This is a genomic window from Wolbachia endosymbiont (group A) of Portevinia maculata, assembly GCF_964028525.1.
Taxonomy (GTDB): domain Bacteria; phylum Pseudomonadota; class Alphaproteobacteria; order Rickettsiales; family Anaplasmataceae; genus Wolbachia.
Genome location: NZ_OZ034786.1, coordinates 531,519 through 554,315 on the forward strand (window position 1 = coordinate 531,519; position 22,797 = coordinate 554,315).

A 22,797-nucleotide genomic window follows, 5' to 3' on the forward strand; every position below is an offset into this window, starting at 1 on the left:
CGGGATCTATGTTAAGAGATACCGCGAATGAATCGCGTTATGACGTAGGAATGAATTGCGTTATGACGTAGGACTGCTGTCATCCCAGTGCCCAGACACTGGGATCCAGTTTTCCATATAATCTCATCAAAAATGTTTATTTTCTAGCTACTTTTATACTTATCAACTCAGTATGCTTACTTACAATTAAAATTCCTGGATCCAAGTAGTCAAGCTACTCGGATGACACCCTCCTGATGGGACCAAATCACAATGTTCGTACAGTTGTGGGCGGTATGACAGCGTTAGCTATACTTTTATACTCACCAACTCAGCATCCAATCAAGTAGTCAAGCTACTTAGATCTGGTGGACTCAAATCACAATGTTCATACAGTTATGCTGTGCCCTATGGTGTGATGTTCTACGAGTTGGGTAACAGGAGGTAATGCAAGAAGTCTAATAGCGCAGCAACACGGAACCCCATGTGAGACCTGCACCTATTGCAATCAGCAGTACCAGATTTCCTGATTTTATTTTTGATTCTTGTATTGCATAGTCTAAGGCCAGTGGAATTGACGCTGCTGAGGTGTTTGCATGCTTATCAACGGTATTAATCACTTTCTCTATAGGAAAATCTAATTTCTTTACTACTGCTTCAATAATACGAATGTTTGCTTGATGGGGAATTAACCAGTCAATATCAGTGATTTTCAAATTATTGCATCTTAGTGTTTCCTCTACTGAGGCTGTTAACTTATCCACTGCATGTTTAAACACTTCTCTTCCATTCATGCATATTTTTCCAGAATCATCAGTAGAGGATACCCCTCCGTTCGTACATAATATGTCCACATTGCCATCAGAGTGTAAGTTTGTTGATATGATGACGCTGCTACCCATTTCCGATTTTATTATCACTGCACCAGCACCATCACCAAAGAGTACACAAGTTGACCTATCTTCCCAGTCAACAATCCTAGACATTATTTCAGCACCAATAACGAGCGCATATTTAATTCTATTGTTAGATTTTATGAGCGAATCAGCAACTGTAACTGCATATATAAAACCAGAGCATGCTGCTTGTACATCAAAAGAAAATGCGTTTTTACATTTTAACTTACTTTGTACAATCGTTGCACAGCTAGGCAAAGTTTTATCAGGCGTTGTTGTTGCAACTATAATCAAGTCAATTTCATCTACTGAAATTTTAGCTTTTTCTATAGCACTTTTTGCTGCATTTACAGCTAGATCTGACGTTAATTCTCCTTCATCTGCTATATGCCTTTGAACTATTCCTGTTCTCTGCCTTATCCATTTATCGCTTGTCTCAACTATCGATGCAATTTCGTTGTTACTCAACGTTTTTCTTGGTAGATAAGATCCAGTGCTTAATATGAAACTTTTATTCAATATGACTTACCCCGCTAATTATCTTTTGATTTAAATTTTCACTAATTGCATTTACTGCAAATTTTATAGCATGGGCAAAAGAAATAGCATCAGAATTTCCATGACTTTTAATGATGATACCATTCAGCCCTAAAAACATAGCTCCACTTCTAATTTTGGGATTAAAACGCGTTAATGCTTTATTTAGTTTAGATTTTAACAATATACCAATAAGCATTTTCGCTATCCACGAGTTGAATACTTCCTGCTTTATTAGATTGATAAAAGTACTAGCGGTTGCCTCAGCTGTTTTGAGCATTACATTGCCAACAAAACCATCAGCAACAATCACATCTATATTACCCTCTAAAAATTCACTTGCCTCTATATACCCTTTGAAATTAATGCCTGGAGCGTTTTTAAGCAACTCAAAAGCGCCGCGCACTGAGTCATTACCTTTAACTTCTTCTGTACCGATATTTAGCAAAGCAACCTCAGGATTGTCAATTTTTAGCGCTACTTTTGCAAATATACTTCCCATTAATGCAAATTGGAATAACGAATCGGCATTACAATCGACATTTGCACCAAGATCAAGCAAAGCGAAGCTTTTTGTCTTAGTTGGACAGATAGAGACAATAGCAGGACGATAAATATTTGGTAATGTTCCTAAAATAAATCTGGAAATTGCCATCAACGCCCCGGTGTTGCCTGAAGATACCACTCCGAAAGCTTTACCTTCTTTCACTGCAACAATTGCAGCTTTCATACTTGAGTCTTTACGATGTCTCAGCGCAAAAGATGGCTTATCATTTGCAAGGACATTGTCAGAACAATGAGTAAACTCAGAATTGTTACTTACTTTTTTATATTTCAAAAGCAAAGGAGATACTTTTTCCTTATCTCCATAAATATGAAAAAGAACTTTAATGCCTGGGTCAACAAGATTATCCAAAAAAAAACCAGCACCCTGAATTACGGAAAGAGGCGCAAAATCGCCCCCCATAGCGTCAAGTGCAATAACTATGTGATTATTGACCGTAGGTAACATACCATAATAGTCATTCTGCCTGTTGCTTAATGAAAACTCGTTTTCCTTTGTAACTGCCATCTACTGCTACATTGTGAGGCAACATGAATTCTCCAGTTGTTGAACATACCACAACATTCTTAGGCTCAATAGCATGATGAGAACGATGCATATTACGCCTTGACTTCGACTTTTTTCTTTTTGGAACTGCCAAAACTTCCTCCATTCTACTACAAAATTCAATTCATTAATAACATGTTTTTTACAAGAAGTAAACAGGGATAATAAAATAAGTAAGGTTTGCTTATGTAATTGAGTCCTATAGCTAAAGTGGCTTAGGTTTACCTACAATTTGAAAAACCGTCATTCCGCTACTAGTTAGCGCCGCGGCGGTATGACGTAGAGAAACCTTTCTTGGGTTAAGCTTTAAATTAAAACATCAAGTATGTTGAACTTAAAACATATCTCAGCTATACTTTGCGATAAAGTTAATAAAAATTTTAATAAAATCAGTAAGACTAACCTCTAGCTAAAATGAATACAAAGTGAGCTTTTTTGATATAAATAGTGTTAGAATAATTGGTAGGTACTTTATCAATTTTTTGTTAAGGCTTGGTAGTGCATTCATATTTTTTATTCAATCTCTATACCACTGCTTTGTGCCACCATATTATTTTAGCAACGTAGCAAAACAAATTATAGAGATAGGCTTTTTCTCTCTGCCAATTGTTGGGCTCACTGGAGTTTTTATAGGAGCGGCGATAGTTTTACAAAGCAGCTTGAGTGACTCATTAATTAACCAAGAGCAGATAATACCCAAACTTGTTACGATCACTATCATTAAAGAGTTAGGACCAGTTTTGATCAGCTTAATAATGGTAGGGAAGGTTGGATCATCAATTGCAGCAGAAATTGGTACAATGCGCATCACCGAGCAAATAGATGCCCTTACAACTTTGAACATCAACCCTTTCAAGTATTTAATTGCACCAAGGATTTTAGCGTCAATCATAGTATTTCCCATACTTACAGTATGTGCAGATCTAATAGGAATATTTGGAGGATGTATCACTGCAGTCTTCGAATTTAACCACAATTTAAATATATACATTAAATACACAGCTCAGTTCTTTAATATGTACGATTTTATTGTTGGGCTAATAAAAGCAATTGCTTTTGGCGCCATAATTTCTGTCTCAAGTTGCTATTACGGTTATCATTGCAAAGAAGGTGCACGAGGAGTAGGTGTTGCTACAACATCAACTGTTGTTTTATCGTCCATACTGATCATTTTAGCAAACTACATGATTACTTTGATACATGCGTAACCCCATAATATCAATATTGAACTTAAGCTTATCTTTTGATGATAGGACAGTACTAAAAGATCTAAGTTTCGATATATTAAAAGGGGAATCATTAGTCATACTTGGCGGCTCAGGAAGCGGCAAATCTGTACTAACAAAAACAATTATCGGCTTGCTTGCTCCAGACTCAGGGTCTGTTAAAATAAATAGTAAAAGCAAAAATAAATTTGGGGTTTTATTTCAAAATTCCGCTTTATTTGACTACGTTACAGTGTGGGAAAATATATCTTTTAATTATAAAAAGCGCTTTAATATCAGCAAAAAGGAGGCAAAACAGCTAGCAATCGAGAAGTTAAATGATGTTGGACTGGAGGAAAGCATAGCAGATATGTTTCCAATAGAGCTATCAGGTGGAATGAAAAAAAGAGTAGCACTTGCAAGGGCGATTGCACACAATCCAGAAATCATCGTATTAGATGAGCCAACTTCAGGATTGGACCCAATTATGTCAGATATAGTAAACGAGATAATAATAAAATTATCTAAAGATCTTAACACTACAATTATCACGATTACACATGATATTCATAGCGCATTTAAAATAGCTGATAAAATAGCAGTATTACATGAAGGGGAGATCATTTCCCATGGAACTGTTCAGGAAATACAAAATACTAATAACGAATATATAAAGAAATTCATTCGTTATATAAGGTAGCAGACATTGGAATTCGGATTTTTTCAAACTGGATCCTATAGCTGACCCAAGCAACACGTCATACCGCGATTCATTCGCGGTATCTCGGCATAGATTCCGCTAACTAGTAGCGGAATGACGAATTTGTCGTTTTTCAAATTGTCGTAAGTCAGTTTAGCTATATATAGGATGACAGAAATTGTTTGTATTAGCTATATTCAAAAGCTCTATTGATATTTTGCAATATTTGTGATAAAATAATAGCTTAAGGTTGAGAGTAAAAATTTATGAGTGAAGCTCAAGGTCCAAATATTGCAGAATGGCAAGCGCAGCAGCAACACCAAGAGGCTGCTGGTGAGAAAAGTGGTTTTGGTCTTGGTCATAGCGACTCTGTTTCAACAGTCGTGGATGGAATGAAATGGTTGTTCAACTTTCATGAAGGAGCAATTGCTGCTTATAGTAACGTGTTTGAAAGTTTGGTAAGTGGCAGTAGTTTAGTAACACTGTTTGGAAAATCAGGTAATATGTTTGGCATAAAATTTCTTGAAAGCCTTGGAGAACATTTTTCAGGTGGAGGTGGGGAAGATATGCCATCAGAAGGAATGGATATGGCTCATGGTGATGAGGGACCTCACTCAGATGATTACCCTCATGCCAATAATGAAATAGCTCATAATGCTGATGGTTTGCAAGACATGCATGATGCAGGTGATCACCGTGGTCAATCTTTTTCACCTGGTCCTTCACCATCTGTTGGCGATGACCACGGACATGAACTTGGTTAAACGCTTAAAAACTGCTGAATAGTATGCGAGAAGACCTAATAAGAAAAGTTGCTATTGTTGTGAGTTTGTCTTAGTGAAAAAGGTTTCAGTTTTAGGATCAACAGGAAGTGTTGGAAAAAAGACTGTAGATTTGCTCTCAAGGAGAAAAGAAGAATACCAAGTGGAAGCACTAAGTGCCCACTCAGACTTTGCTCTACTGGCACACCAAGCAAAACTGCTGAATGCAAAATACGTTGCTATCTCCGATGAAAGGTTTTACAAAGATTTAAGAGAAAACCTACTTGGTACAGATGTAAAAATAGCAATTGGCGCTGAAGGTCTAGTAAATGTTGCTTCCCTACCCGTTGATCTCTCAGTTATTGCAATAGTTGGTATCGCAGGCCTTGGGCCAGTTATAGAAGTCATAGAAAGTGGCACTAAAGTCATTGCACTAGCGAACAAAGAAAGCATTGTTTGCGGTGGAAAGTTATTACTTAAAAAAGCTAAAGAAAAAAACGTACAAATAATCCCTATTGACTCTGAACACAACGCAATTTTTCAAGTTTTGCAAAATGACGACAAATGCGTAGAAAAGATCATACTTACTGTTTCTGGTGGACCATTCTTAAACTATAGTTCTGAGCAATTAAGAAATGTCACGGTAGATCAGGCGCTTAGTCACCCCACTTGGAATATGGGAAGGAAAATCTCAGTTGATAGTGCAACAATGATGAATAAGGCACTAGAGATAATAGAAGCACATAACTTGTTTAACATCAGCCCGGATAAAATTGAAGCAATAGTGCATCCTGAGTCAATAGTACATGGAATTGTAACTTATAAGGATGGGTTCAACTTTGCTGTGCTTGCAGAAACTGACATGGCAATTCCTATTTCATATGCTTTGTCTTGGCCGGAAAGATCAGCTTTAAATCGTAAATTAGATTTAACAAAGCAAGGAAAATTGACCTTTCAAGAACCAGACCATAAGCGTTTTCCTGCGCTAAAGCTTAGCATGGCAGTGTTAAACTCTTCTGCTCCACAAACAAACAGTATTGTGCTCAATACTGCAAATGAAATAGCTGTTAATGAATTTTTGAAGTCACGAATTGGCTTTTTAAAAATAGTAGAGGTAGTGGAATCAACAATGGAAAGTTTTGATAGTTACACTGATATTAATTCACTATCTGATATAATAAATATTGATTGTGAAAGTCGTATTATTGCTAATAAAATTGTTGAAAGTAAAGTTGTTGCGTATAGCTAGAGTAATGTAACCAGACTGCATTCTGTGATTTTAGCAAAACACGATCTTTCATTTGAGCTTTCTTCAATTTAAAATAAATACAGAAACTAGCTATCTTCAAAAATATGGTTGAATAATTGTATCCGTTCAGGCAATGGCATCAACTTAAGGGATGTTAAGGAGTAAAATACTACAAGAGACAGCACTTTTGTTTCTATTTTATTGCAACAAAAAAGTTTAAAATGTGTCATTTTTAGGTGAGGCATGCAAAAAGGAAAAGATCTTATCTTACAAATTAAAAATGCAATATACTCGAAAACTTTTCAGAAAATCCATTGTGTTGAGTTTTACACGAACAAGAAAACTTCTTTTTTCGACAGTATTTTCTATAGTTAGTTAAAAAAAGTTTGGGAATAGAATGTGAACTTATGGAGCCATTGACATGTACCCTCAAAGCAAGCTTTTTCTAAAGCAAGGTATAAGATTTGCCATACAGGCTTTCAAGAATTTAAGCATCCAAACAGCCTATCAGGATGAACCTGAGTTGGAGAGGCTATAGACTTATTGCAGCAGATGGTTCTGGTATTCAGCTCTGAGGAAATTGTATCCGAGTTTGAACCAAATGGAACAACAGGCACCATTGGCAATTTGTTTGTTGATTTGTGTACTTCGCTGATTTGTAGTGCTCGTTTTACGGCTTGGAATATAGGTGAACAAACGTTGGCGGAAGAGCAATTACCCGAAGTTATCACTCAAATGCGTTCATTAAATCAAGAGAAATTATTATTTATCTATGATCGTCTTCAGTAAAATTCATTCAGCAGCATGATGATTTGGAAGTAGATTTTATTTTTCGCTTGCAAAAAAGAAATTATAGCAAGCTATGGGAACGCTGGCGAATTAGATTTTGATTTTATATTGGAAAATGAAAAGCTAAAAAATAAAATGAAAGGACAGAAAGTAAGAGCTAACATTAGCCAACGGAGAAACAGAGTTTTTGATCGAGACTTTGGAGTAAAGCTTATGTATTAAGGTGGCACATAGAGGAGTGCTATAAACGACTCAAAGTAGGAGCAGAGTTAGAGAATTTTTCTGGAGAGGCTGTATTACAAGAATTTTGGGCAAACTTGGTCATGTGCAATATATTATCGCTTCATATGTGTGATGCACAAGGGCCTTCCCAGATCAAATTGCTGAGAAATTTTTCAGTTTTATTTGGTGTGATGAGGCAATCAAGTGCTTGTTGCACCAAAAAACTTTCAAGCCCTTTTTAAGTATACGCACTAAAGTTAAGATCCGACCGGGAAGATTGTATAGCCGCGATAAAGTAGATAAGCCTAAACGCCATCATGTCTTTAGGAGAGTTTGCTAATGTATGCTCTTAAGTTGACGCCATTGACTGTTCTCCCTCGTCATACCGCCGCGGTATCTCTAGATCCCGCTAACAAGTAGCGGGATGACGAGGTTATCGTCATGCCACCGCAGACCGTCATACCGCCGCGGTATCTCATCAGCTAACAAGCAGCGGGACGACAGCAGTACTACTTCATACTACCGCAAACCGTCATACCGCCGCGGTATCTCTAGATCCCGCTAACAAGTAGCGGGATGACGGTTGTCAGGCTAGCTGTCATCCCAGTGCCCAGACACTGGGATCTCATTTTACTCTATAATGGCAGTGCCTCTATGATGTAAGGAATCCAGTTTTTATGCAATCTCATCAAGAACGTTGTGTTTTAACGTAAGGTTGGCTACTTTTACACTCACTAACTTAGCTGGATCCCAGTGTCTGGGCACTGGGATGACGAGAAAGGAGCACTGGAATGACACCCTCCTGATGGGCCCAAATCACAATGTTCGTACAGTTGTGGGTTTAGTACGCCTTATAATTCTCAAACTGCTGTTCCGAATTAGAATTATTAAATTCACTATAAGGAGGAGCGCTTGGAGGAGAGTAAGGAGGAGGTGGTCCATAATTCCTAACTGCTTCTTTAGCCTTCTCAATATTATCTGATTCTTTCTCATGCTTCATATGAAAAGCTAAACCACCAGCAAAACATACGAGAGAATTAACGCCAAGGATAACTAAACCCCACACTGGTAACACTGGATAAACAGCACAAGCTACCAAAGCCGCTAAAGAAACAGCGCCAACCGCAAATTCTATATTCCTAAGCATCTTAAGCTTATTATCAAGATAATCTATTTTTTCTTCTTTTCTAGCCGCTTTTCTGCTGCTGTTATACCAAAAACACATACCAGCATGGAAAGCAACACACACAACTGCAGCTACCATACCTAAAGCTAATAGCTTTCTACTGTCTTCCGAGTCTTTTTTCTTATCTTCTCTGCTTTGATGGCTACCACTACTGAAACCAGGGTTATTTATAACTGTAGTATGACCACCAAACAGGCTGCGAAGTAGTAAATAATCCCAAAAATCTAAACCTCTATCATTGTGTACATGTACGTGTGTAACCTGAGGGCCTGTAGGTTGCCTGTTATTCCCTGCGTTATATTGATTATTTCTGCTTCCTGTATCGTGCCTATTGCTTGAATTTGGATGTGTAAATTTTTCATACGCATTTTTAAAATTCTCCTCACTCCAATTTGTGGTGTTTTGCATATTACAAAATTGTAAAAACTCTTTAACATTACTGTTACTACCAGATTTTTTTATATAGGCTAACGCATACCTTTTTAAAACACTATCACTTGCTACCATAAATACCCTCTTAAGTTAAGACTAAATTAATAAATACTTATTATAACAAAGTAACGTCTTCTTGTCAAATCAACCATAACTTAATACCCAGTTAATATCCTTTCCACCAGCTCTTTTACTGTCGGTACGTAGCCATTCTCATAAAACGGATCTTGCTTAAATTTGTACACATTGTGCCCGGAAAACATGAGTTCATTTTCAATATCGCCGTCATGTATAATGTTTTGCAGTGTTTTTTGTATACAAAAACTCCGTGGATCTGGCTTTCGTCCTGTTGAATGGTCGCCGTGATCCTTCCAATTGCTAAACAAACAATGACTTAAGCATCCCATACAATTGATTTGATCTTGTCTTATCTCTGCAAATTTGCCTGGCGTCACAAAAATAACAGTTGTATCTGGAGTTTTCATTGCTTCTGTATACCCTGCTTTAGTCCATGTATTTGCCAGCTCTTTGTCTTTTGAAGTAAGGTAGATCTTCCTACCTCTGCTACCCATTGCAAATTCACTACTAAATTCTTCGCTGGCATTTTCTGAAAACTTTATTTGACGTGAATTCCGTTTCTGCAACTCACGTATGAAGTTATTTTTTACTGCAGATGAGTAAAACCCTGTTGGACTGAATTTATTTAAAAATACATCACCTTCTTCTAAAGTGAGTAGCTTCTTTTTCCACTCTGCAGAAATTGGGCTTTCTTTCGTCAAAAGTGGACGAGTGCCAAACTGAAAAGCTATTGGTCCAATTTGCAGATTGTCAAACCAATGTTCCCAATCTTTCAAATGCCACACTCCTCCTGCCATAACAATTGGTGTTTCTGAAAGACCGATCTCGTTCATGAAAGATCTAAGCTCTGCAACTCTTTCAAATGGAGCCTGTGGTAGCTCTGGGTCTTCACTGTTACTGAGTCCATTGTGCCCTCCAGCAAGCCATGGATCTTCATACACTACTCCACCAAGCAAACAGGAAGATATTCTTTGGTAAGTACGCTTCCATAATGCTTTAAAAGCACGCACCGATGAGACAATAGGGTAATAATAAACCTGATATTTAGCTGCAATTTCTCCAAGCCTATAAGGCATACCAGCACCGCAGGTAATACCATGAACTAAGCCTTTTGCTTTTTCTAATATGCCATGAAGCACGCGTTCTGCTGCTCCCATCTCCCAAAGCACATTCATATGTATTCTTCCATGACCTTTTGATATTTCATTCGCTATTTTTGCCTGACTGATTCCAGCTTTAATACTATACTCAATCAATTCACTGTGTTTTTCATTTCTTGTTTTGCCTTTGTAAATCAGCGGCACTAACTCACCATTATCATCAATAAGCTTAGCATTTGCACCAGAAAACGTACCCACAGCATCTGCTGCAGCAAATGCTCCACTTGACCTTCCATCACTGATTGCGATGCCTTTGCCGCCCTCAATGATTGGCCACACTTCCTTTCCTGAAATTACTATCTTTTTTATCTTATTTTTCAAAACTTCCTCGCAATCTTTCACTTTATTTTACTTAATTACTAAAAAAATAATAGCTGTTTATTTTTTCTTTTATCATCAGAGCCTCTGCATAGCCAAATTTGGGTTTTGAGTAGACACAGCAGCTACTGTAATATAGTTTCGAAAGAAGTCTAATGTATTTTGCTATATGATCATAGGTCTAACAGGCGGAATTGGGGTAGGAAAGAGCTTTGTAGCTAATTGCTTTCAAGAGTTTGGTGCTGCTGTGTTTGATGCTGATTCTGTTGTACACCAACTTTATAAAGTGGATAAAAGCATAATAAGTTATGCAGAAAAAAATTTTCCTGGAGTGGTAGTAAATGGTGAAATAGGTAGAACAGTACTGTCTAAATATTTCTTAGCCTACGATGAAAATTGGAAACAATTTCAATCTTTGGTTCACTCTGCTGTGCTGCGTGAATTAGAATTTTTTATTGCCAAGGAAAAAAAGATCGATAGAAAGCTTTTAGTTTTAGATGTGCCACTTCTATTAGAAACAAAATTTCATTCATACTGTGACCTTATTATTTTTATCTATGCAGATAGCGTTGTGCAAGCTCAAAGACTTAACGAACGCAACATAGATAAAGAAAAGCTAAATTTAATCTTCAATGTTCAGTTATCTATTGAGGAGAAAAGGAAGATGAGTGACTTTATTATCGACACCAGTGTAAGCAAAGAGTATGTTTTTTCTCAAATAAAAAAAATAGTGGATTCATTAAACCTCAACACGTAGCTCTACGTCATACCGTCACGGTATCTCTTATACCAAACTTCGTTATTGGGAAGACAAATAGAATATACGATAAATTCACTTAAACCTCCAGTTATAGGCGGAAAGCACTCTTTTTCATTTGTCTCATTATTATTGAGAATTGGTATTAGCATAGATCCCGCTAACAAGCAGCGGGATGACGAAGTTATCTTCATACTGCCGCGAACCGTCATACCGCGATTCATTCGCGGTATCTCTAGATCCCGCTAACAAGCAGCGGGATGACGAGGTTATCTTCATACTGCCGCGAACCGTCATACCGCCGCGGCGCTAACAAGCAGCGGAATGACGATTGTCGATAAATCTAAGTTACTTTAGCAACAGTTATTCTCCACTAAATTACTCTGAATTTTGGTTATATTATTTGCGGATTTCACTGCTGAAATCTCAAATTTTGAGCTTGTGTTCAAAAATGATTCAACTGACCTGCCAAAAAAATCGTATCTCCACCCCTTGAATAGTTTATCTATCTGCCCAGATATTGACCCGGTTAACTCATCTTTTGAAGAAACTAATTTCCTTGATATGTTACTTTCTTTACATTTACTATCTAAAATAATTGAGAGTATATCGAATACAGATTTGTCATAATTATTCGGTAAGATGTTGTTTTGCTGCATCCAATTTTTTTCATTTTCATTAAAAATATTCACAAACTCTAGTAAATCTGCATCTTTTATATTTTTTGCATTCCTCTTGAGATCATCTAAAATCTCATCAACATGCTCTACATTTTTTTCAATAAAACCAGCTATTACAGCATTATTAATTACTTTATTACGATTCATATTATAGCGCTGTGCTAAGGTCTCTTGCCATTCACTAACTGCTTTAACAGTTAATACCAATCTTGGATTTGCTTCATAATTAAATTTAATTCTCTTCCATGCATCTTTTGGACTATGTAAATACTTATTTATATTAACTATTGATTCCATCTCTTCTTGAAACCAACACATCCTATTATTTTCTTCAAGTTTATTGCACAATATTTGGTATAAGTCATATAGGTGTACCACGTCGTTTATTGCATAGTCTAACTGATCCTCGGACAACGGACGCCTTAACCAATCTGAATTTTTAGCTTTAATTTTATCCAGCACTACTCCTTGATATTGCTCTACTACTTTTGAGTAACCAATAAAGTCATGATAATAATGACAAAACATAGCGGCAACTTGGGTATCAAAAATGGGAGTGGGAATACATTTAAACACAGTGAGTAAGGATTCTATATCCTGCCGGCAGCTATGAAACACTTTGGTTATCCCCTGATTTAGCATTATTTTCTTAATGAATGATAAATCAATTTCTGGCACTAATGCGTCTACAATAAAACTCTTCTCTCCGTAAGAAATTTGAATTAACGATAATTTTGGGTAGTAGGTTAAATTATTTCTAATGAACTCCGTGTCAACTGCTATAAATTTCGGCTTTTTTGCTATTAATTCTTCACACGTATCTTCCAGCTCTGATGTTGTACTAATTAGCATATATTTTTCACTTGGTGGTTCTACTTTATCTGACCTTACCCAGAAAAAGTAGAGAGAAAGTTAAGACGTTTTTGTCATGAGAATGATGCATCAAATTGTGCAGGAATGCAATAATTAATAGTAGAATGCCTACGTTGTTTGTTATAAAAGATTTCTATGTATTCAAATATGGCAGTTCTGGTTTGTTGAGCGAGAAGTATCAATAAGCAGCTCCCTTTTGAGTGAACTTTTCTGCAACAGAGTTATCGTAACAACATCCCTTATGGCTCATGCTGGAAATGATGTTTTTTGTATTCAATAGAAATTGGTAATTTTGAGAGGTATACTGTGACCCTTGATCGCTATGTAACAGCAGATTTTTATCGGGTTTGCGCTTATTAACGGCCATCAATAAAGAGTCAACAACCAATTGTTTATTTATTGAACTGCTCATTAACTACCATGCGTGAATATAGATCCTGCCAAATATAGTCATCCTTCTTTGGTTTTTATATAAGTAATCCCATATTTTATTTGGTTGATCGACAATAAAGTTTTGGTCTAATATATTGAGAGCTACGACTCTATTGTCCGTTTGTTGCTTCTTAGTTTTAAATTTTCTTCTCAATATAGCCCGAATACCATTTTTCTGCATAACACTTTGTACTGTTTTAATTTTTGCCTAAAGCTTTTAATTCAGCGTGAATTTTAGGGATCTGCATTTGGATGCTTTTTTTGAATATCTGCTAGAAGCCCATCTCTTGCTAATTCCTTACTGCTTTTTCCCTTAGCAACCCATTTATAATAACCACCAGCAGATATGTCTAAAACCCTACATAGTTCCTGTATTTTATAGCAATTTCTATATAAAAGAATACTTTACTCTTTTTGTTTGGTCAGGGCTTTTTTTTAAATGTCTCTTTCTCTTGTTACTCTTGCTAGTTCTTTTTTTAGATCAAATCTTTCTTTGTCATAAGGAGCCTTTGTCTGGAAATGCGTATGCTTCTGACATTTTTCCATCATATTTTCTTACCCATTTACTTAACATACTGCCATCTATGCCTAGATCTTTTGCTATTTTTTTACTTCTGTTTCTTTAACCAGCTTAACAGCTTCTAATTTGAATCCTGCTGCTTCTATTTGCCATATTTTGAAAAAACGTTTTATTTTACTCCAAAAACGTCTTAACTTTCTCTCTACTTTTTCTGGGTAAGGTCAGAGTATCCACTTTAACCTCTCTAAATTTGCTCATAACCTCTTAACTTGACGCGTATGACTCCCTACTTGGATGACAGATAGTAGTGCGAAAGCCTCTTACAACTTACTTTTAATTAGTCTAACCCATGCGTGCCAATCCCTCTCACCAAGATTGCTTTCAAAAGATAGGAGATCCTTTACAGCTTTTGAGCAAATTTCTTCACTTGGAATTGATAACTCCCTATTCATTGCTAACGTTAAACATTGAGTTTTGCACGCTCGTTCTAAATGATACGTGTAAAACATTGCTTCTTGTATAGTCCGACCACACGTTATAGATCCATGATTGCGCATTAACATGACAAAATTTTCTTTCAGATCAGCTATTAACCTCTTTCCTTCTGTATTGCTAAGTGCTAGGGAATTATAATTATGGTAAGAGATTTTATTGTAAAAGTGCAGTGCCCATTGACTTATTGGAAGTAGTCCATCTTTTAGAGAAGAAACTGCTACAATAGAAGGTGTATGCAGGTGAAAAATTGCTTGAATATCTTTCCTTGCTTGATAAACAAAACCATGAATTATATAGCCAGTTTTATTATATTGATATTCTGTACCCTCAATCACATTTCCATCTAGTGATACTCTCATCAATGAATTTTCATTCACTTCGTCAAAGCGTATACCAAATGGGTAAATATAAAACGACTTTTGATCTTCAGAACATACCGAGAGGTGAGTATATGTATGATCATCCAGTTTAAGGTAAGACAAAATCTGATAGGCATAGACTAGATCCCTTTTTACTCTGCTCTTTGTTAACAACACAATCCTCTGTTAGAATCTTCTGAAGATTTATACACGAAAAAAGGCTTGTAGTAAACTAATAAGTCTATGCCACTCTGTCTTGCTTTCTGAATACCAAACACTTTTGTGTTGTAGCTTGCTTAAAAATAGTTATCGTTATTATAGAGTTTATATACAGAATTTATGTTTCTAAATTACATAATATCTTAACTATAAAAATAATTTTCTATGTAATATTTCATATGTTTTAAAGCTTTATTTTTATGTTATTATAAATGTAAGTTTCAAGATTGAAAATAATATGGTAAGTATTAACACAAAAAAACAGCCAGCAGGATTTTTCATATATCTCTCTGGTCTTTCAGGAAGTGGTAAACTTTCCACAGCAATAGAATTGTCCAATATGATAGACGCATTAATTGTAAATAGTAAGTTCTATAACAATGTTCAAGTTTGCTCTATATACAATGGTGTCTTTGAACGTGATCAAATACCTAAAGAAGTTCAAGATAGAATATATGACATTATGCAAATTATGCTTCAGGTAATAGAAAATTATCTGATTCACTCAAAAAATTACATATTTATTGATGAGTTGATGGAAAATAATGACCAGAACATGAGGATGTATGATTCAATAGTAAGGCTTAGTAAAAAAATGAACACAGAAATCCTTCCTGTGGTACTTAGGTGTGATCTACCGACATTACAAAAGCGTATTGCATTAAAAAGGCAAAGAAAAAATAGGAAGGTGACTAATGTAAATAGCATGATAGAGCAATTTAGGATTAACAATTTATTTATACCACCGAGTGCCATAGAGATAGAAAATTCAGATATGAGTATAAAAGAAGTAGCTCAAGAGATAGTAAACCAGATGCACAGGCTTAGCCACATTGTATGTACGCGAAAGAATAGTCTATAATGATTTCATATACTGAGGCTCATTTAAATATAGAGCCTCAACTTCATTTAATTTTTGCTTGTTCTTCAGTCTATAATGAACCAATAGTCCTGCATGGCTAGCATTTAAATTGCAATCCATATGTGTAATGCAGTCACTGCTTGTAGCGTGACACTTGGATCCAGGTTCACGTGCTGCAGTTGGACCAGATAGCGGCAATAAATTGAAATCAAATAACTGCGTATAAAACCCTTGAGCATTTTTGATTATAGCTCTGATATTTTTTTTGCTATTCGTACAAAGCAAAGATATTGTGTAAGCTTGAACTTCCAGCGCATTAACTCCGTATAATGGCTTATTTGTAGCAAGATTTATACCTTGTGCTGCTGATATACCAACTCTAATTCCAGTGAAACTTCCTGGTCCAACTACTACCGCTAAATGATCTATTTTATCATAATTATAATTGTGCTTATCAAACAAAGTATTCAGAATTTGAAAAAATGATTCTACATGATTGTTGCTGGCGGAATTGCGCTCTACAAAACAATTACCATCATAATCAACTATTGCTATTGAACTACCAGTACCTACAGTATCAATCGCTAAAATAGACATTACTTAAGCTTATCATAGAGTTTTGTAAACATCATAGTAAAGGCACCATTACCCATAACATTTGCTGAAGTGATTATTGGATCAAACACTATATACAAGGCTGTGATTAACGAAAGCATTTCTGGAGAAAATTTGAGGTATTTCTCAAGAATAGGTAGCATTACCATAATTCCTCCTGCCGGCACTGCAACGATAGCAAACTTAAATAACAAAAAATAGAGAAGAAAAGTTACATAGTCCGTTGTGGACAATAAATAACCAGAAGTAATTACCATTGATAATATTATAACAAAAAAGCAATCACCTACTAAGTGGAAGCTAGCAGTTATTGGTATAACAGACGATGCTATATCAGGTTGCTTTACATTTTTTTTGCTTCCTTCAAGAGTAAGCGGCATAGTTGCATTACTAGACATTGTGCTCATCGCAGTAATAAATGCCGGTATCATATTGCCTATACTAGCTATCCAGCTTGTGATCTTGAATGAATTTGCTGCTCCATATAAGAGGAAAACATAAAGGTAGGTTGCAGATGCTATAATAATGAAAATTATTGAGTAATCCTTAAATATTATAGATAAAACTTGATCATGCTGCATTTTTAAAGCAAGCCCAAGTACAAATATTGGAATAATCGGCGTCAAAAACGTCTTCAAAATAAAGAGAGTTAAATCTAACATTTTGTTCGAAAGCTCTTTGCTTTTCTTGGGTAGCAGTGTGGACACTACTATGCTGGACACAAATCCACAGGCAAGGGCATAAAAATTAGAAAGCAATGCAGGCAGCCTAAACGACCATAAAGGAACAATTGTTTCTTCATACGTTATATCTTGTATTGAATAAGTGTTTTGTATGATAAAATGCCCAACAGAATAAGCTATTAAACTTGAAGCCAGATTCGATAAGAAGATCATTATAATAAGTAACAATATAAACTTTATAGCTGACTGCTTAAGATTGTTAACACTGCTAAAGATTAACGCAAAAATAATAAAAGGCATTATAAATAGCAAAACCTCTTTTATACTCAGGCTCGTTGAGTACAAGAAGGTTTTTGCTTCCATTGGAACTAAATGACCAAAGAATGCAACTGAAGTGATGACCGTGAGTAAGATTAATAGTTGTAGCACGTTCTTATATACCAATGTCCTATGGACATATATATGGTAAGTTGGTTGTTAAGTAAAGCAAAACTGCCTATTGCTACGAAACATTATGAAAGACAAGCAGCTTTTGTTACTCCCGCGCGTACTGCACGAATATTATCTATTAGATCCCAGTGCCTTGACTACTTCGATCCAGGAAAATTGATTATGCACTATACAACATTCTCGATCAAAAAACTGATTCCAGTGTCAGCTACTTGCATGACAAAGAAGAGTGAAATTAGCACTCACCTATTATTCGTGTCGTTTTCAGTAAAAGCCTCCTCCCATGTGCCTTGAGTTGCTGCACGACTATACTCTGTTACTCTATTTTCAAAGAAATTCGTATGTTCAACGCCATTTAGTATTTCATCGAGCCATGGAATAGGATTATCATTGACATCATATATGGACTCAAGACCTAATTGCATTAACCGTCTGTTTGCTACGTAGCGTATGTAATTGCGCACTTCTTCTGCGGATAGTCCTTCAACATCTCCTAAATCAAAGGCAAGCTTTATGAATTCGTCCTCAAGCTCAACAATAGTGCGGCATGCAGAATATAATTCCTCTTTAAACTCGTTGTCCCAAATTTCATTATTCTCTTTAATAAATGTATTAAATAACATAATAATTGAATTGGTGTGCAAAGTTTCATCACGGGCTGACCAGGCGATTATCTGCCCCATGCCTTTCATTTTTCCAAAGCGTTGGAAATTGAGCAAAATTGCAAACGATGCGAATAACTGCAACCCCTCGGTAAATGCACCAAACACTGCTAGAGTTTTAGCTACATGTTTTTTATCGTGTTTTTTGCTTTCCTCAAATTCCAGCATGTATTCATATTTCTTTCTCATAGCATCATACTTTAAAAATGCTTGATACTCGCTTTCTGGCATGCCAATTGTGTCTAAAAGATAAGAATAAGCTGCAATGTGTATGGTTTCCATATTGGAAAAACTTGCAAGCATCATGCATATCTCTGTTGGCTTAAATATATTTGAATAATGCCTCATATAGCAGTTATTTACTTCAATGTCCGCTTGAGTAAAGAATCTAAAAATCTGAGTTAGTAGATTTTTCTCTACGTTTGAAAGTTTAGTTTTCCAATCCTTCACGTCATCAGCAAGCGGAACTTCCTCAGGTATCCAATGGATTCTTTGTTGCTGCAGCCACGCATCATACGCCCAAGGGTAATTAAAAGGTTTGTATATTGGATCTGCTTCTAACAATGACATAAGACACCTATTATTTTCTAAAGTAAATATTATATTAAGTGATATTGAGAATCAGTCAATTTAACTTTTTGAAATTTGACGGCAGGTAATTTATTAGTGTATTATAGCTTCAAGTAATTTATCAACAGAAATGCGAGTATTAATATCTTTTATTTTATTATTTACAGTGAGCTGCACACACACTATTCACAACCACGGAGCTCCTGGCATTAGTGTTGAATTGTGGAGCAAGATAAAAGCAGGTGACGATAAAGAAAAAGTGGTTCACACTTTAGGATCACCAATATTAGTATCAAAGTTCGATGACAATGTTTGGTACTATGTCTCATATAAAATTAAACAAGCTAACTTCTTAGGAAAAAGGAAGTATAGCAGTAAGTCCCTGCAAATTTCATTCGATCAGGACGGTAAAGTTGCAGATACAAAAGAAACTGACATCTTAGAGAGATCTTTGGCTGTTCCTGATTGAAAATCTGCTGACTACAGAGTTTTTCCCGCCCTTCTTTGTCATCCAAGAACCGTATTACGTCATCCCAGTGCCCAGATACTGGGATCTATTTTTTTTCTGGATGCCAGTGTCACGCACTGGCATGACAAGAAAGGAGCGCTGGAATGATAATGTGAAGTGTCTACTTCTGTCATCCAAGTAGCCTGACTACTTGGATGACAGAAGGTAATATAAGAGGTCTATTGTAAGATTTTACCCATTTAGAATAAAGTCTAGTGTTACTTCACGCCAAATGTGGTGGTGCTGAGTAGGCAAGCCAGTCAATGGGCTACATTTATATACTGCACGCATTGCATTATCTGCTATCAACCTGAAAAGTGGATTATTTCGATAGGAATCACTGTCTGCTACATCGGCCATAATTATCTCGCCTTGACTGGATAATAATAAGTTAATTTTTATATTAAAATTTTCTTTGTAAGCTATGCTTTCAGGAATGCTCCAGCATTTTGTAAGTTTGTCTCTTATAGAGTTAATAATTTCTGTTACAACTAATTCATCCTTTTTATTCTCAACGCTTTTTTCGTTTCCTATTTCATTTTTTGCCTCTCTAACATCCCTTCTTAGTTTCTTCCCTACACTTTTTTTTCTTTTTGGAACTGGAATGAATTCTTTACCCTCGTTAATAATGACTTCTTCTTGCATTTCGATAATTTGCCTCGGTTGTGCTACAACAGTGTGCTCAACTGTTTCTTTTTTCCTTTGTGGTATAGGAACAACTGACGTATCATTCGTTTGGGCTTTTGTTGAAGGTAACGAAAAAAGCAGAAAACAACATAAAGATAAAAAAAGAATGTAATTAGAATAGAAAAAACGCATATGTTAAGCAGTTTGTTTTACTGGTTTAAAGCTAATATTGCACATAAAGTCAATATATTTTAGTTGATTTAAGCTCAAAGACGTAGTTTTTGCTGTACTAATTTTACTATTTCTATAATATCATACGGTCAATACGGTCAATATACTCTAAATGAGATGGAAAGATGAAGGCATCATTATAGCTGCTAAAAAATACGGCGATAAAAACTTAATTCTTTCTCTGTTTACAAAAAATCATGGAAAGCGCAGGGGATTAACTAAGCTAACAAACAATAGCAATTATAAGTTTCAGATAAGTAATCTATTACATGCAGAATGGAGTGCTAAGTTACCTGAAAATCTGGGTTTTTTAAAGTGCGAATTAATCGAATCTCCATTCCATCATTTCTTTCAAGATAGGTTAAAAAGCATTACTATTGTCTCTTTCTCCTCTATTTTAGAAAAAGTGCTTCCAGAAAGTGAACCCTGTGCCATGCTGTATGACAATTTTCGATATTTCATCGATGTAATTAAACACAACAATCAGTCTTGGCAAAGCCATTATCTTAACTTAGAGCTTCTGCTTCTTACGCAATTGGGATTCAAGTTAGACTTATCCAAATGTGCTGTAACAGGTGTTAAGGAAAACTTACAATTTATTTCTCCAAAAACTGGTAGAGCAGTGTCAAAAAAAGCAGGAGATTATTATGCAGATAAACTCCTACCTTTTCCACAAATGTTGCATGATGTATACAATAATAACCTACAAAACAGCTACTCATTCCAAGAATTTCAGTTAGGACTGAAAGTCACAGGATATTTTTTAAATAAGTATCTATTTTTGCAGTTAAAAATGAAATTTCCAGAGCTGAGAAACCTCATGTTGTCGCTTTAACCTTAGTTATCATTTTTTTGAAATCATTTCAGAAATCTATAGCTAACCCAAGCAACACGTCATACCGCGATTCATTCGCGGTATCTCAGCATAGATTCCGCTAACGAGTAGCGGAATGACGGTTGTCGGTAAACTTAAGCCACTTTAGCTATAGCCAGTAACCACTCTATTTCTACCACTGTTTTTTGCCTTATATAAATATTTGTCAGCACGTACTATAAATTTTTTAATATCGTCAAGGTCAGATCCTTGCATTTCTGCAATTCCAATGCTAACAGTTATGTTATGGGTTGTATTTTTGTCCGCAAGTATAAAAGGTTCTTTAGCAATAATTTTTCGTATTCTCTCCGCAATAGTGTACGCATCTGATACATTGGTATCTGGCATTACAACAACAAACTCCTCACCACCAAACCTAGCTAGTAAATCTGTCACTCTGATATTTTCAGAAATTCTTTTCTGTACTTGCTTTAAAAGTTCATCTCCAGCACTATGCCCAAAACTGTCATTCACCATCTTAAAATAGTCTATATCAAGTATCATAAGAGACAACCTTCTATCCTTTTCCACAGAGTCCTTAACAATGTTTCTTAAGTGTGCATCAAAATATCTTCTATTATAACAGTTAGTTAATGGGTCCTTTATAGACATTTCCGCATTATTAAATAAATTCATTCTCAAGGCATCTTGATATCTTTTGCGTTTTACTTGCGAATTAACCCTTGCTATTAACTCACCCTCATCCAAAGGTACTGTTAAATAATCATTAGCACCTACATCAAGTGCTTTTACTAAATTGTTTTTATCATAATCCTCAGAAAGAATCAGAATTGGTGTATAGCGTGTTTCTACTTTACTACGAAACTCAGAACACAAACGCAGGCCGTCAGTTTTTGAAAACTGCATATCAGAAATGATTAGGTCGTAATTATTCTTAATACCAACCTTTAATGCCTCCACTGGATCACTCAGTATTTTAATTGACCTAAAGCGGTGCTTTAGTACATTATATATCTGCTCTGCTTGAAAGACATCTTCATCTACAACAAGTATGTTAGCATCAAAAATCTGATTAGAATAATCCATAATACTGTTTCCTGCTACTCCGCCAATCTCAGCGTTGGTTTCTCCTCTCAAACGCAATTCGTCGATAATCATCTTTAAGCGTGTGAGAGACTTAATTCTCGCAGATAAAGCAGTTTCGTTTATTGGTTTAGTCAGAAAGTCATCTGCACCAGCATTAATGCCTTGTACTCTATTGTGAGTATCATGCAGTGCAGTTACCATAATTATTGGAATATGGGTTGTCAAGGGATCACTCTTTAGCTCCTTACAAACTTGAAAGCCATTCATCTTTGGCATCATGATATCAAGTAATATAATATCAGGCTGCTGCTTTGCTACTAAATCTATAGCTTCTTCACCATCATGAGCTACGATAACCGTATAGTACTCTGCTTTTAGTCGAGCTTCTAAAAGCTTGACATTAGATAGTACATCATCTACTACTAGAATCTTCGCTGTCATTATCTTTAGATGTATTATCTATATCGTAAGTAGGATAAAGCTTACCATTTTTACCAACTATGTAATTTACTTTCTCAGTATTACACTCTTTATATAAGTCTTCAATTCCTGCGTCTTTCAATAACCTCCTAGCTTTTGATTTTATAATCATAAGATACCTATATGTATTCCTAATAAGATCAATAAATACAGGCACCTTATTTCTATCAAGAACAATTATGCTCACTAAAGCAACGACCAAAATTTCTGAAAGACCTATATTAAACATT

At 35.7% G+C, this 22,797-nt stretch carries 26 protein-coding genes and 1 pseudogene; 10 read left to right on the top strand and 17 right to left on the bottom strand.

Features of this window, described 5'->3' with window-relative positions; all coding sequences use genetic code 11:
- Positions 1-437: 437 nt before the first annotated feature.
- The 3 genes from ABWU36_RS02705 to rpmF are packed head-to-tail and all read right to left on the bottom strand — an operon-like array spanning position 438 to position 2,617.
- Positions 438-1,394, bottom strand: coding sequence for a beta-ketoacyl-ACP synthase III (locus ABWU36_RS02705; RefSeq protein ID WP_264688027.1), 957 nt, complete (start codon positions 1,392-1,394; stop codon positions 438-440).
- Positions 1,387-2,424 (bottom strand): phosphate acyltransferase PlsX, encoded by a 1,038-nt coding sequence (plsX, locus tag ABWU36_RS02710; RefSeq protein WP_353273212.1) that lies wholly within the window; start codon positions 2,422-2,424, stop codon positions 1,387-1,389. The genes ABWU36_RS02705 and plsX overlap by 8 nt, the downstream gene beginning before the upstream one ends.
- Positions 2,425-2,434: 10 nt before the next feature.
- Positions 2,435-2,617, bottom strand: coding sequence for a 50S ribosomal protein L32 (gene rpmF, locus ABWU36_RS02715; protein ID WP_010962967.1), 183 nt, complete (start codon positions 2,615-2,617; stop codon positions 2,435-2,437).
- A gap of 331 nt (positions 2,618-2,948) precedes the next feature.
- Between rpmF and ABWU36_RS02720 the strand changes: the two genes are divergently transcribed.
- From ABWU36_RS02720 to ABWU36_RS02740, 5 genes and pseudogenes are all read left to right on the top strand, one after another.
- Positions 2,949-3,731: an MlaE family ABC transporter permease gene (locus ABWU36_RS02720; RefSeq protein WP_264731954.1), complete on the top strand. Its 783-nt coding sequence runs from the start codon at positions 2,949-2,951 to the stop codon at positions 3,729-3,731.
- The gene (locus ABWU36_RS02725; RefSeq protein WP_264688025.1) at positions 3,724-4,428 is read left to right on the top strand and encodes an ABC transporter ATP-binding protein; all 705 of its coding nucleotides are present in this window, start codon (positions 3,724-3,726) and stop codon (positions 4,426-4,428) included. The genes ABWU36_RS02720 and ABWU36_RS02725 overlap by 8 nt, the downstream gene beginning before the upstream one ends.
- A gap of 266 nt (positions 4,429-4,694) precedes the next feature.
- The gene (locus tag ABWU36_RS02730; RefSeq protein WP_353272968.1) at positions 4,695-5,192 is read left to right on the top strand and encodes a hypothetical protein; all 498 of its coding nucleotides are present in this window, start codon (positions 4,695-4,697) and stop codon (positions 5,190-5,192) included.
- Positions 5,193-5,265: 73 nt separating this feature from the next.
- Positions 5,266-6,438, top strand: coding sequence for a 1-deoxy-D-xylulose-5-phosphate reductoisomerase (gene dxr, locus ABWU36_RS02735; RefSeq protein ID WP_264688023.1), 1,173 nt, complete (start codon positions 5,266-5,268; stop codon positions 6,436-6,438).
- A gap of 243 nt (positions 6,439-6,681) precedes the next feature.
- Positions 6,682-7,789, top strand: a pseudogene (locus ABWU36_RS02740) (transposase).
- A gap of 335 nt (positions 7,790-8,124) precedes the next feature.
- Here ABWU36_RS02740 and ABWU36_RS02745 read toward each other — a convergent pair.
- The 3 genes from ABWU36_RS02745 to ABWU36_RS02755 form a co-directional block, all read right to left on the bottom strand.
- On the bottom strand, positions 8,125-8,247 hold the full coding sequence (locus ABWU36_RS02745; RefSeq protein ID WP_264688022.1) for a hypothetical protein: 123 nt from the start codon (positions 8,245-8,247) through the stop codon (positions 8,125-8,127).
- Positions 8,248-8,290: 43 nt separating this feature from the next.
- Positions 8,291-9,142 carry a hypothetical protein gene (locus ABWU36_RS02750; RefSeq protein WP_353272969.1) on the bottom strand — a complete coding sequence of 284 codons (852 nt, stop codon included), beginning with the start codon at positions 9,140-9,142 and terminating at the stop codon, positions 8,291-8,293.
- 80 nt (positions 9,143-9,222) lie between these two features.
- A complete protein-coding gene (locus ABWU36_RS02755) occupies positions 9,223-10,626 on the bottom strand; it encodes an NAD(P)H-dependent flavin oxidoreductase (protein ID WP_264688020.1) in 1,404 nt (467 codons plus the stop codon).
- A 166-nt stretch (positions 10,627-10,792) separates the two neighbouring features.
- Between ABWU36_RS02755 and coaE the strand changes: the two genes are divergently transcribed.
- On the top strand, positions 10,793-11,380 hold the full coding sequence (gene coaE, locus ABWU36_RS02760) for a dephospho-CoA kinase (RefSeq protein ID WP_253307192.1): 588 nt from the start codon (positions 10,793-10,795) through the stop codon (positions 11,378-11,380).
- Positions 11,381-11,733: 353 nt separating this feature from the next.
- On the opposite strand, the gene ABWU36_RS02765 is transcribed toward coaE, so the two are convergent.
- The 5 genes from ABWU36_RS02765 to ABWU36_RS02785 form a co-directional block, all read right to left on the bottom strand.
- Entirely contained in the window at positions 11,734-12,912 is a 1,179-nt protein-coding gene (locus ABWU36_RS02765) for a ribonuclease D (protein WP_253307194.1), read from the bottom strand.
- Positions 12,913-12,986: 74 nt separating this feature from the next.
- On the bottom strand, positions 12,987-13,115 hold the full coding sequence (locus ABWU36_RS02770; RefSeq protein WP_353270857.1) for an IS3 family transposase: 129 nt from the start codon (positions 13,113-13,115) through the stop codon (positions 12,987-12,989).
- Entirely contained in the window at positions 13,112-13,345 is a 234-nt protein-coding gene (locus ABWU36_RS02775; RefSeq protein WP_253307195.1) for a DDE-type integrase/transposase/recombinase, read from the bottom strand. The genes ABWU36_RS02770 and ABWU36_RS02775 overlap by 4 nt, the downstream gene beginning before the upstream one ends.
- 3 nt (positions 13,346-13,348) lie before the next feature.
- On the bottom strand, positions 13,349-13,546 hold the full coding sequence (locus ABWU36_RS02780) for a transposase (RefSeq protein ID WP_264688017.1): 198 nt from the start codon (positions 13,544-13,546) through the stop codon (positions 13,349-13,351).
- A gap of 659 nt (positions 13,547-14,205) precedes the next feature.
- Positions 14,206-14,916 carry a class II aldolase/adducin family protein gene (locus ABWU36_RS02785; RefSeq protein ID WP_253307196.1) on the bottom strand — a complete coding sequence of 237 codons (711 nt, stop codon included), beginning with the start codon at positions 14,914-14,916 and terminating at the stop codon, positions 14,206-14,208.
- Between the two features lie 280 nt (positions 14,917-15,196).
- Between ABWU36_RS02785 and ABWU36_RS02790 the strand changes: the two genes are divergently transcribed.
- The gene (locus tag ABWU36_RS02790) at positions 15,197-15,820 is read left to right on the top strand and encodes an AAA family ATPase (protein ID WP_353272970.1); all 624 of its coding nucleotides are present in this window, start codon (positions 15,197-15,199) and stop codon (positions 15,818-15,820) included.
- On the opposite strand, the gene tsaB is transcribed toward ABWU36_RS02790, so the two are convergent.
- A complete protein-coding gene (tsaB, locus tag ABWU36_RS02795; RefSeq protein WP_264688015.1) occupies positions 15,815-16,417 on the bottom strand; it encodes a tRNA (adenosine(37)-N6)-threonylcarbamoyltransferase complex dimerization subunit type 1 TsaB in 603 nt (200 codons plus the stop codon). The two genes, ABWU36_RS02790 and tsaB, sit on opposite strands and share 6 nt — an antisense overlap.
- Entirely contained in the window at positions 16,417-17,547 is a 1,131-nt protein-coding gene (locus tag ABWU36_RS02800) for a cation:dicarboxylate symporter family transporter (protein WP_253307199.1), read from the bottom strand. The genes tsaB and ABWU36_RS02800 overlap by 1 nt, the downstream gene beginning before the upstream one ends.
- A gap of 21 nt (positions 17,548-17,568) precedes the next feature.
- Here ABWU36_RS02800 and ABWU36_RS02805 point away from each other — a divergent pair, with 21 nt between their 5' ends.
- A complete protein-coding gene (locus tag ABWU36_RS02805; protein WP_264731927.1) occupies positions 17,569-17,862 on the top strand; it encodes a hypothetical protein in 294 nt (97 codons plus the stop codon).
- Here the strand turns inward: ABWU36_RS02805 and ABWU36_RS02810 are convergent.
- Positions 17,811-18,800, bottom strand: coding sequence for a ribonucleotide-diphosphate reductase subunit beta (locus ABWU36_RS02810; protein WP_253307200.1), 990 nt, complete (start codon positions 18,798-18,800; stop codon positions 17,811-17,813). The two genes, ABWU36_RS02805 and ABWU36_RS02810, sit on opposite strands and share 52 nt — an antisense overlap.
- A gap of 130 nt (positions 18,801-18,930) precedes the next feature.
- Between ABWU36_RS02810 and ABWU36_RS02815 the strand changes: the two genes are divergently transcribed.
- Positions 18,931-19,269 carry an outer membrane protein assembly factor BamE gene (locus ABWU36_RS02815; RefSeq protein ID WP_253307201.1) on the top strand — a complete coding sequence of 113 codons (339 nt, stop codon included), beginning with the start codon at positions 18,931-18,933 and terminating at the stop codon, positions 19,267-19,269.
- Positions 19,270-19,500: 231 nt separating this feature from the next.
- Here the strand turns inward: ABWU36_RS02815 and ABWU36_RS02820 are convergent, their stop codons facing one another.
- Positions 19,501-20,127, bottom strand: a complete 627-nt coding sequence (locus tag ABWU36_RS02820; protein WP_353272971.1) for a hypothetical protein — start codon at positions 20,125-20,127, stop codon at positions 19,501-19,503.
- Positions 20,128-20,278: 151 nt separating this feature from the next.
- On the opposite strand from ABWU36_RS02820, the gene recO reads away from it, so the two are divergent.
- The gene (gene recO / locus ABWU36_RS02825; RefSeq protein WP_353272972.1) at positions 20,279-21,001 is read left to right on the top strand and encodes a DNA repair protein RecO; all 723 of its coding nucleotides are present in this window, start codon (positions 20,279-20,281) and stop codon (positions 20,999-21,001) included.
- A gap of 144 nt (positions 21,002-21,145) precedes the next feature.
- Here the strand turns inward: recO and ABWU36_RS02830 are convergent, their stop codons facing one another.
- Together ABWU36_RS02830 and ABWU36_RS02835 are read right to left on the bottom strand one after the other, a co-directional pair.
- Positions 21,146-22,528: a PleD family two-component system response regulator gene (locus ABWU36_RS02830; protein WP_264688012.1), complete on the bottom strand. Its 1,383-nt coding sequence runs from the start codon at positions 22,526-22,528 to the stop codon at positions 21,146-21,148.
- Positions 22,500-22,796, bottom strand: a complete 297-nt coding sequence (locus tag ABWU36_RS02835; RefSeq protein WP_253307184.1) for a hypothetical protein — start codon at positions 22,794-22,796, stop codon at positions 22,500-22,502. The genes ABWU36_RS02830 and ABWU36_RS02835 overlap by 29 nt, the downstream gene beginning before the upstream one ends.
- Position 22,797 lies beyond the last annotated feature (1 nt).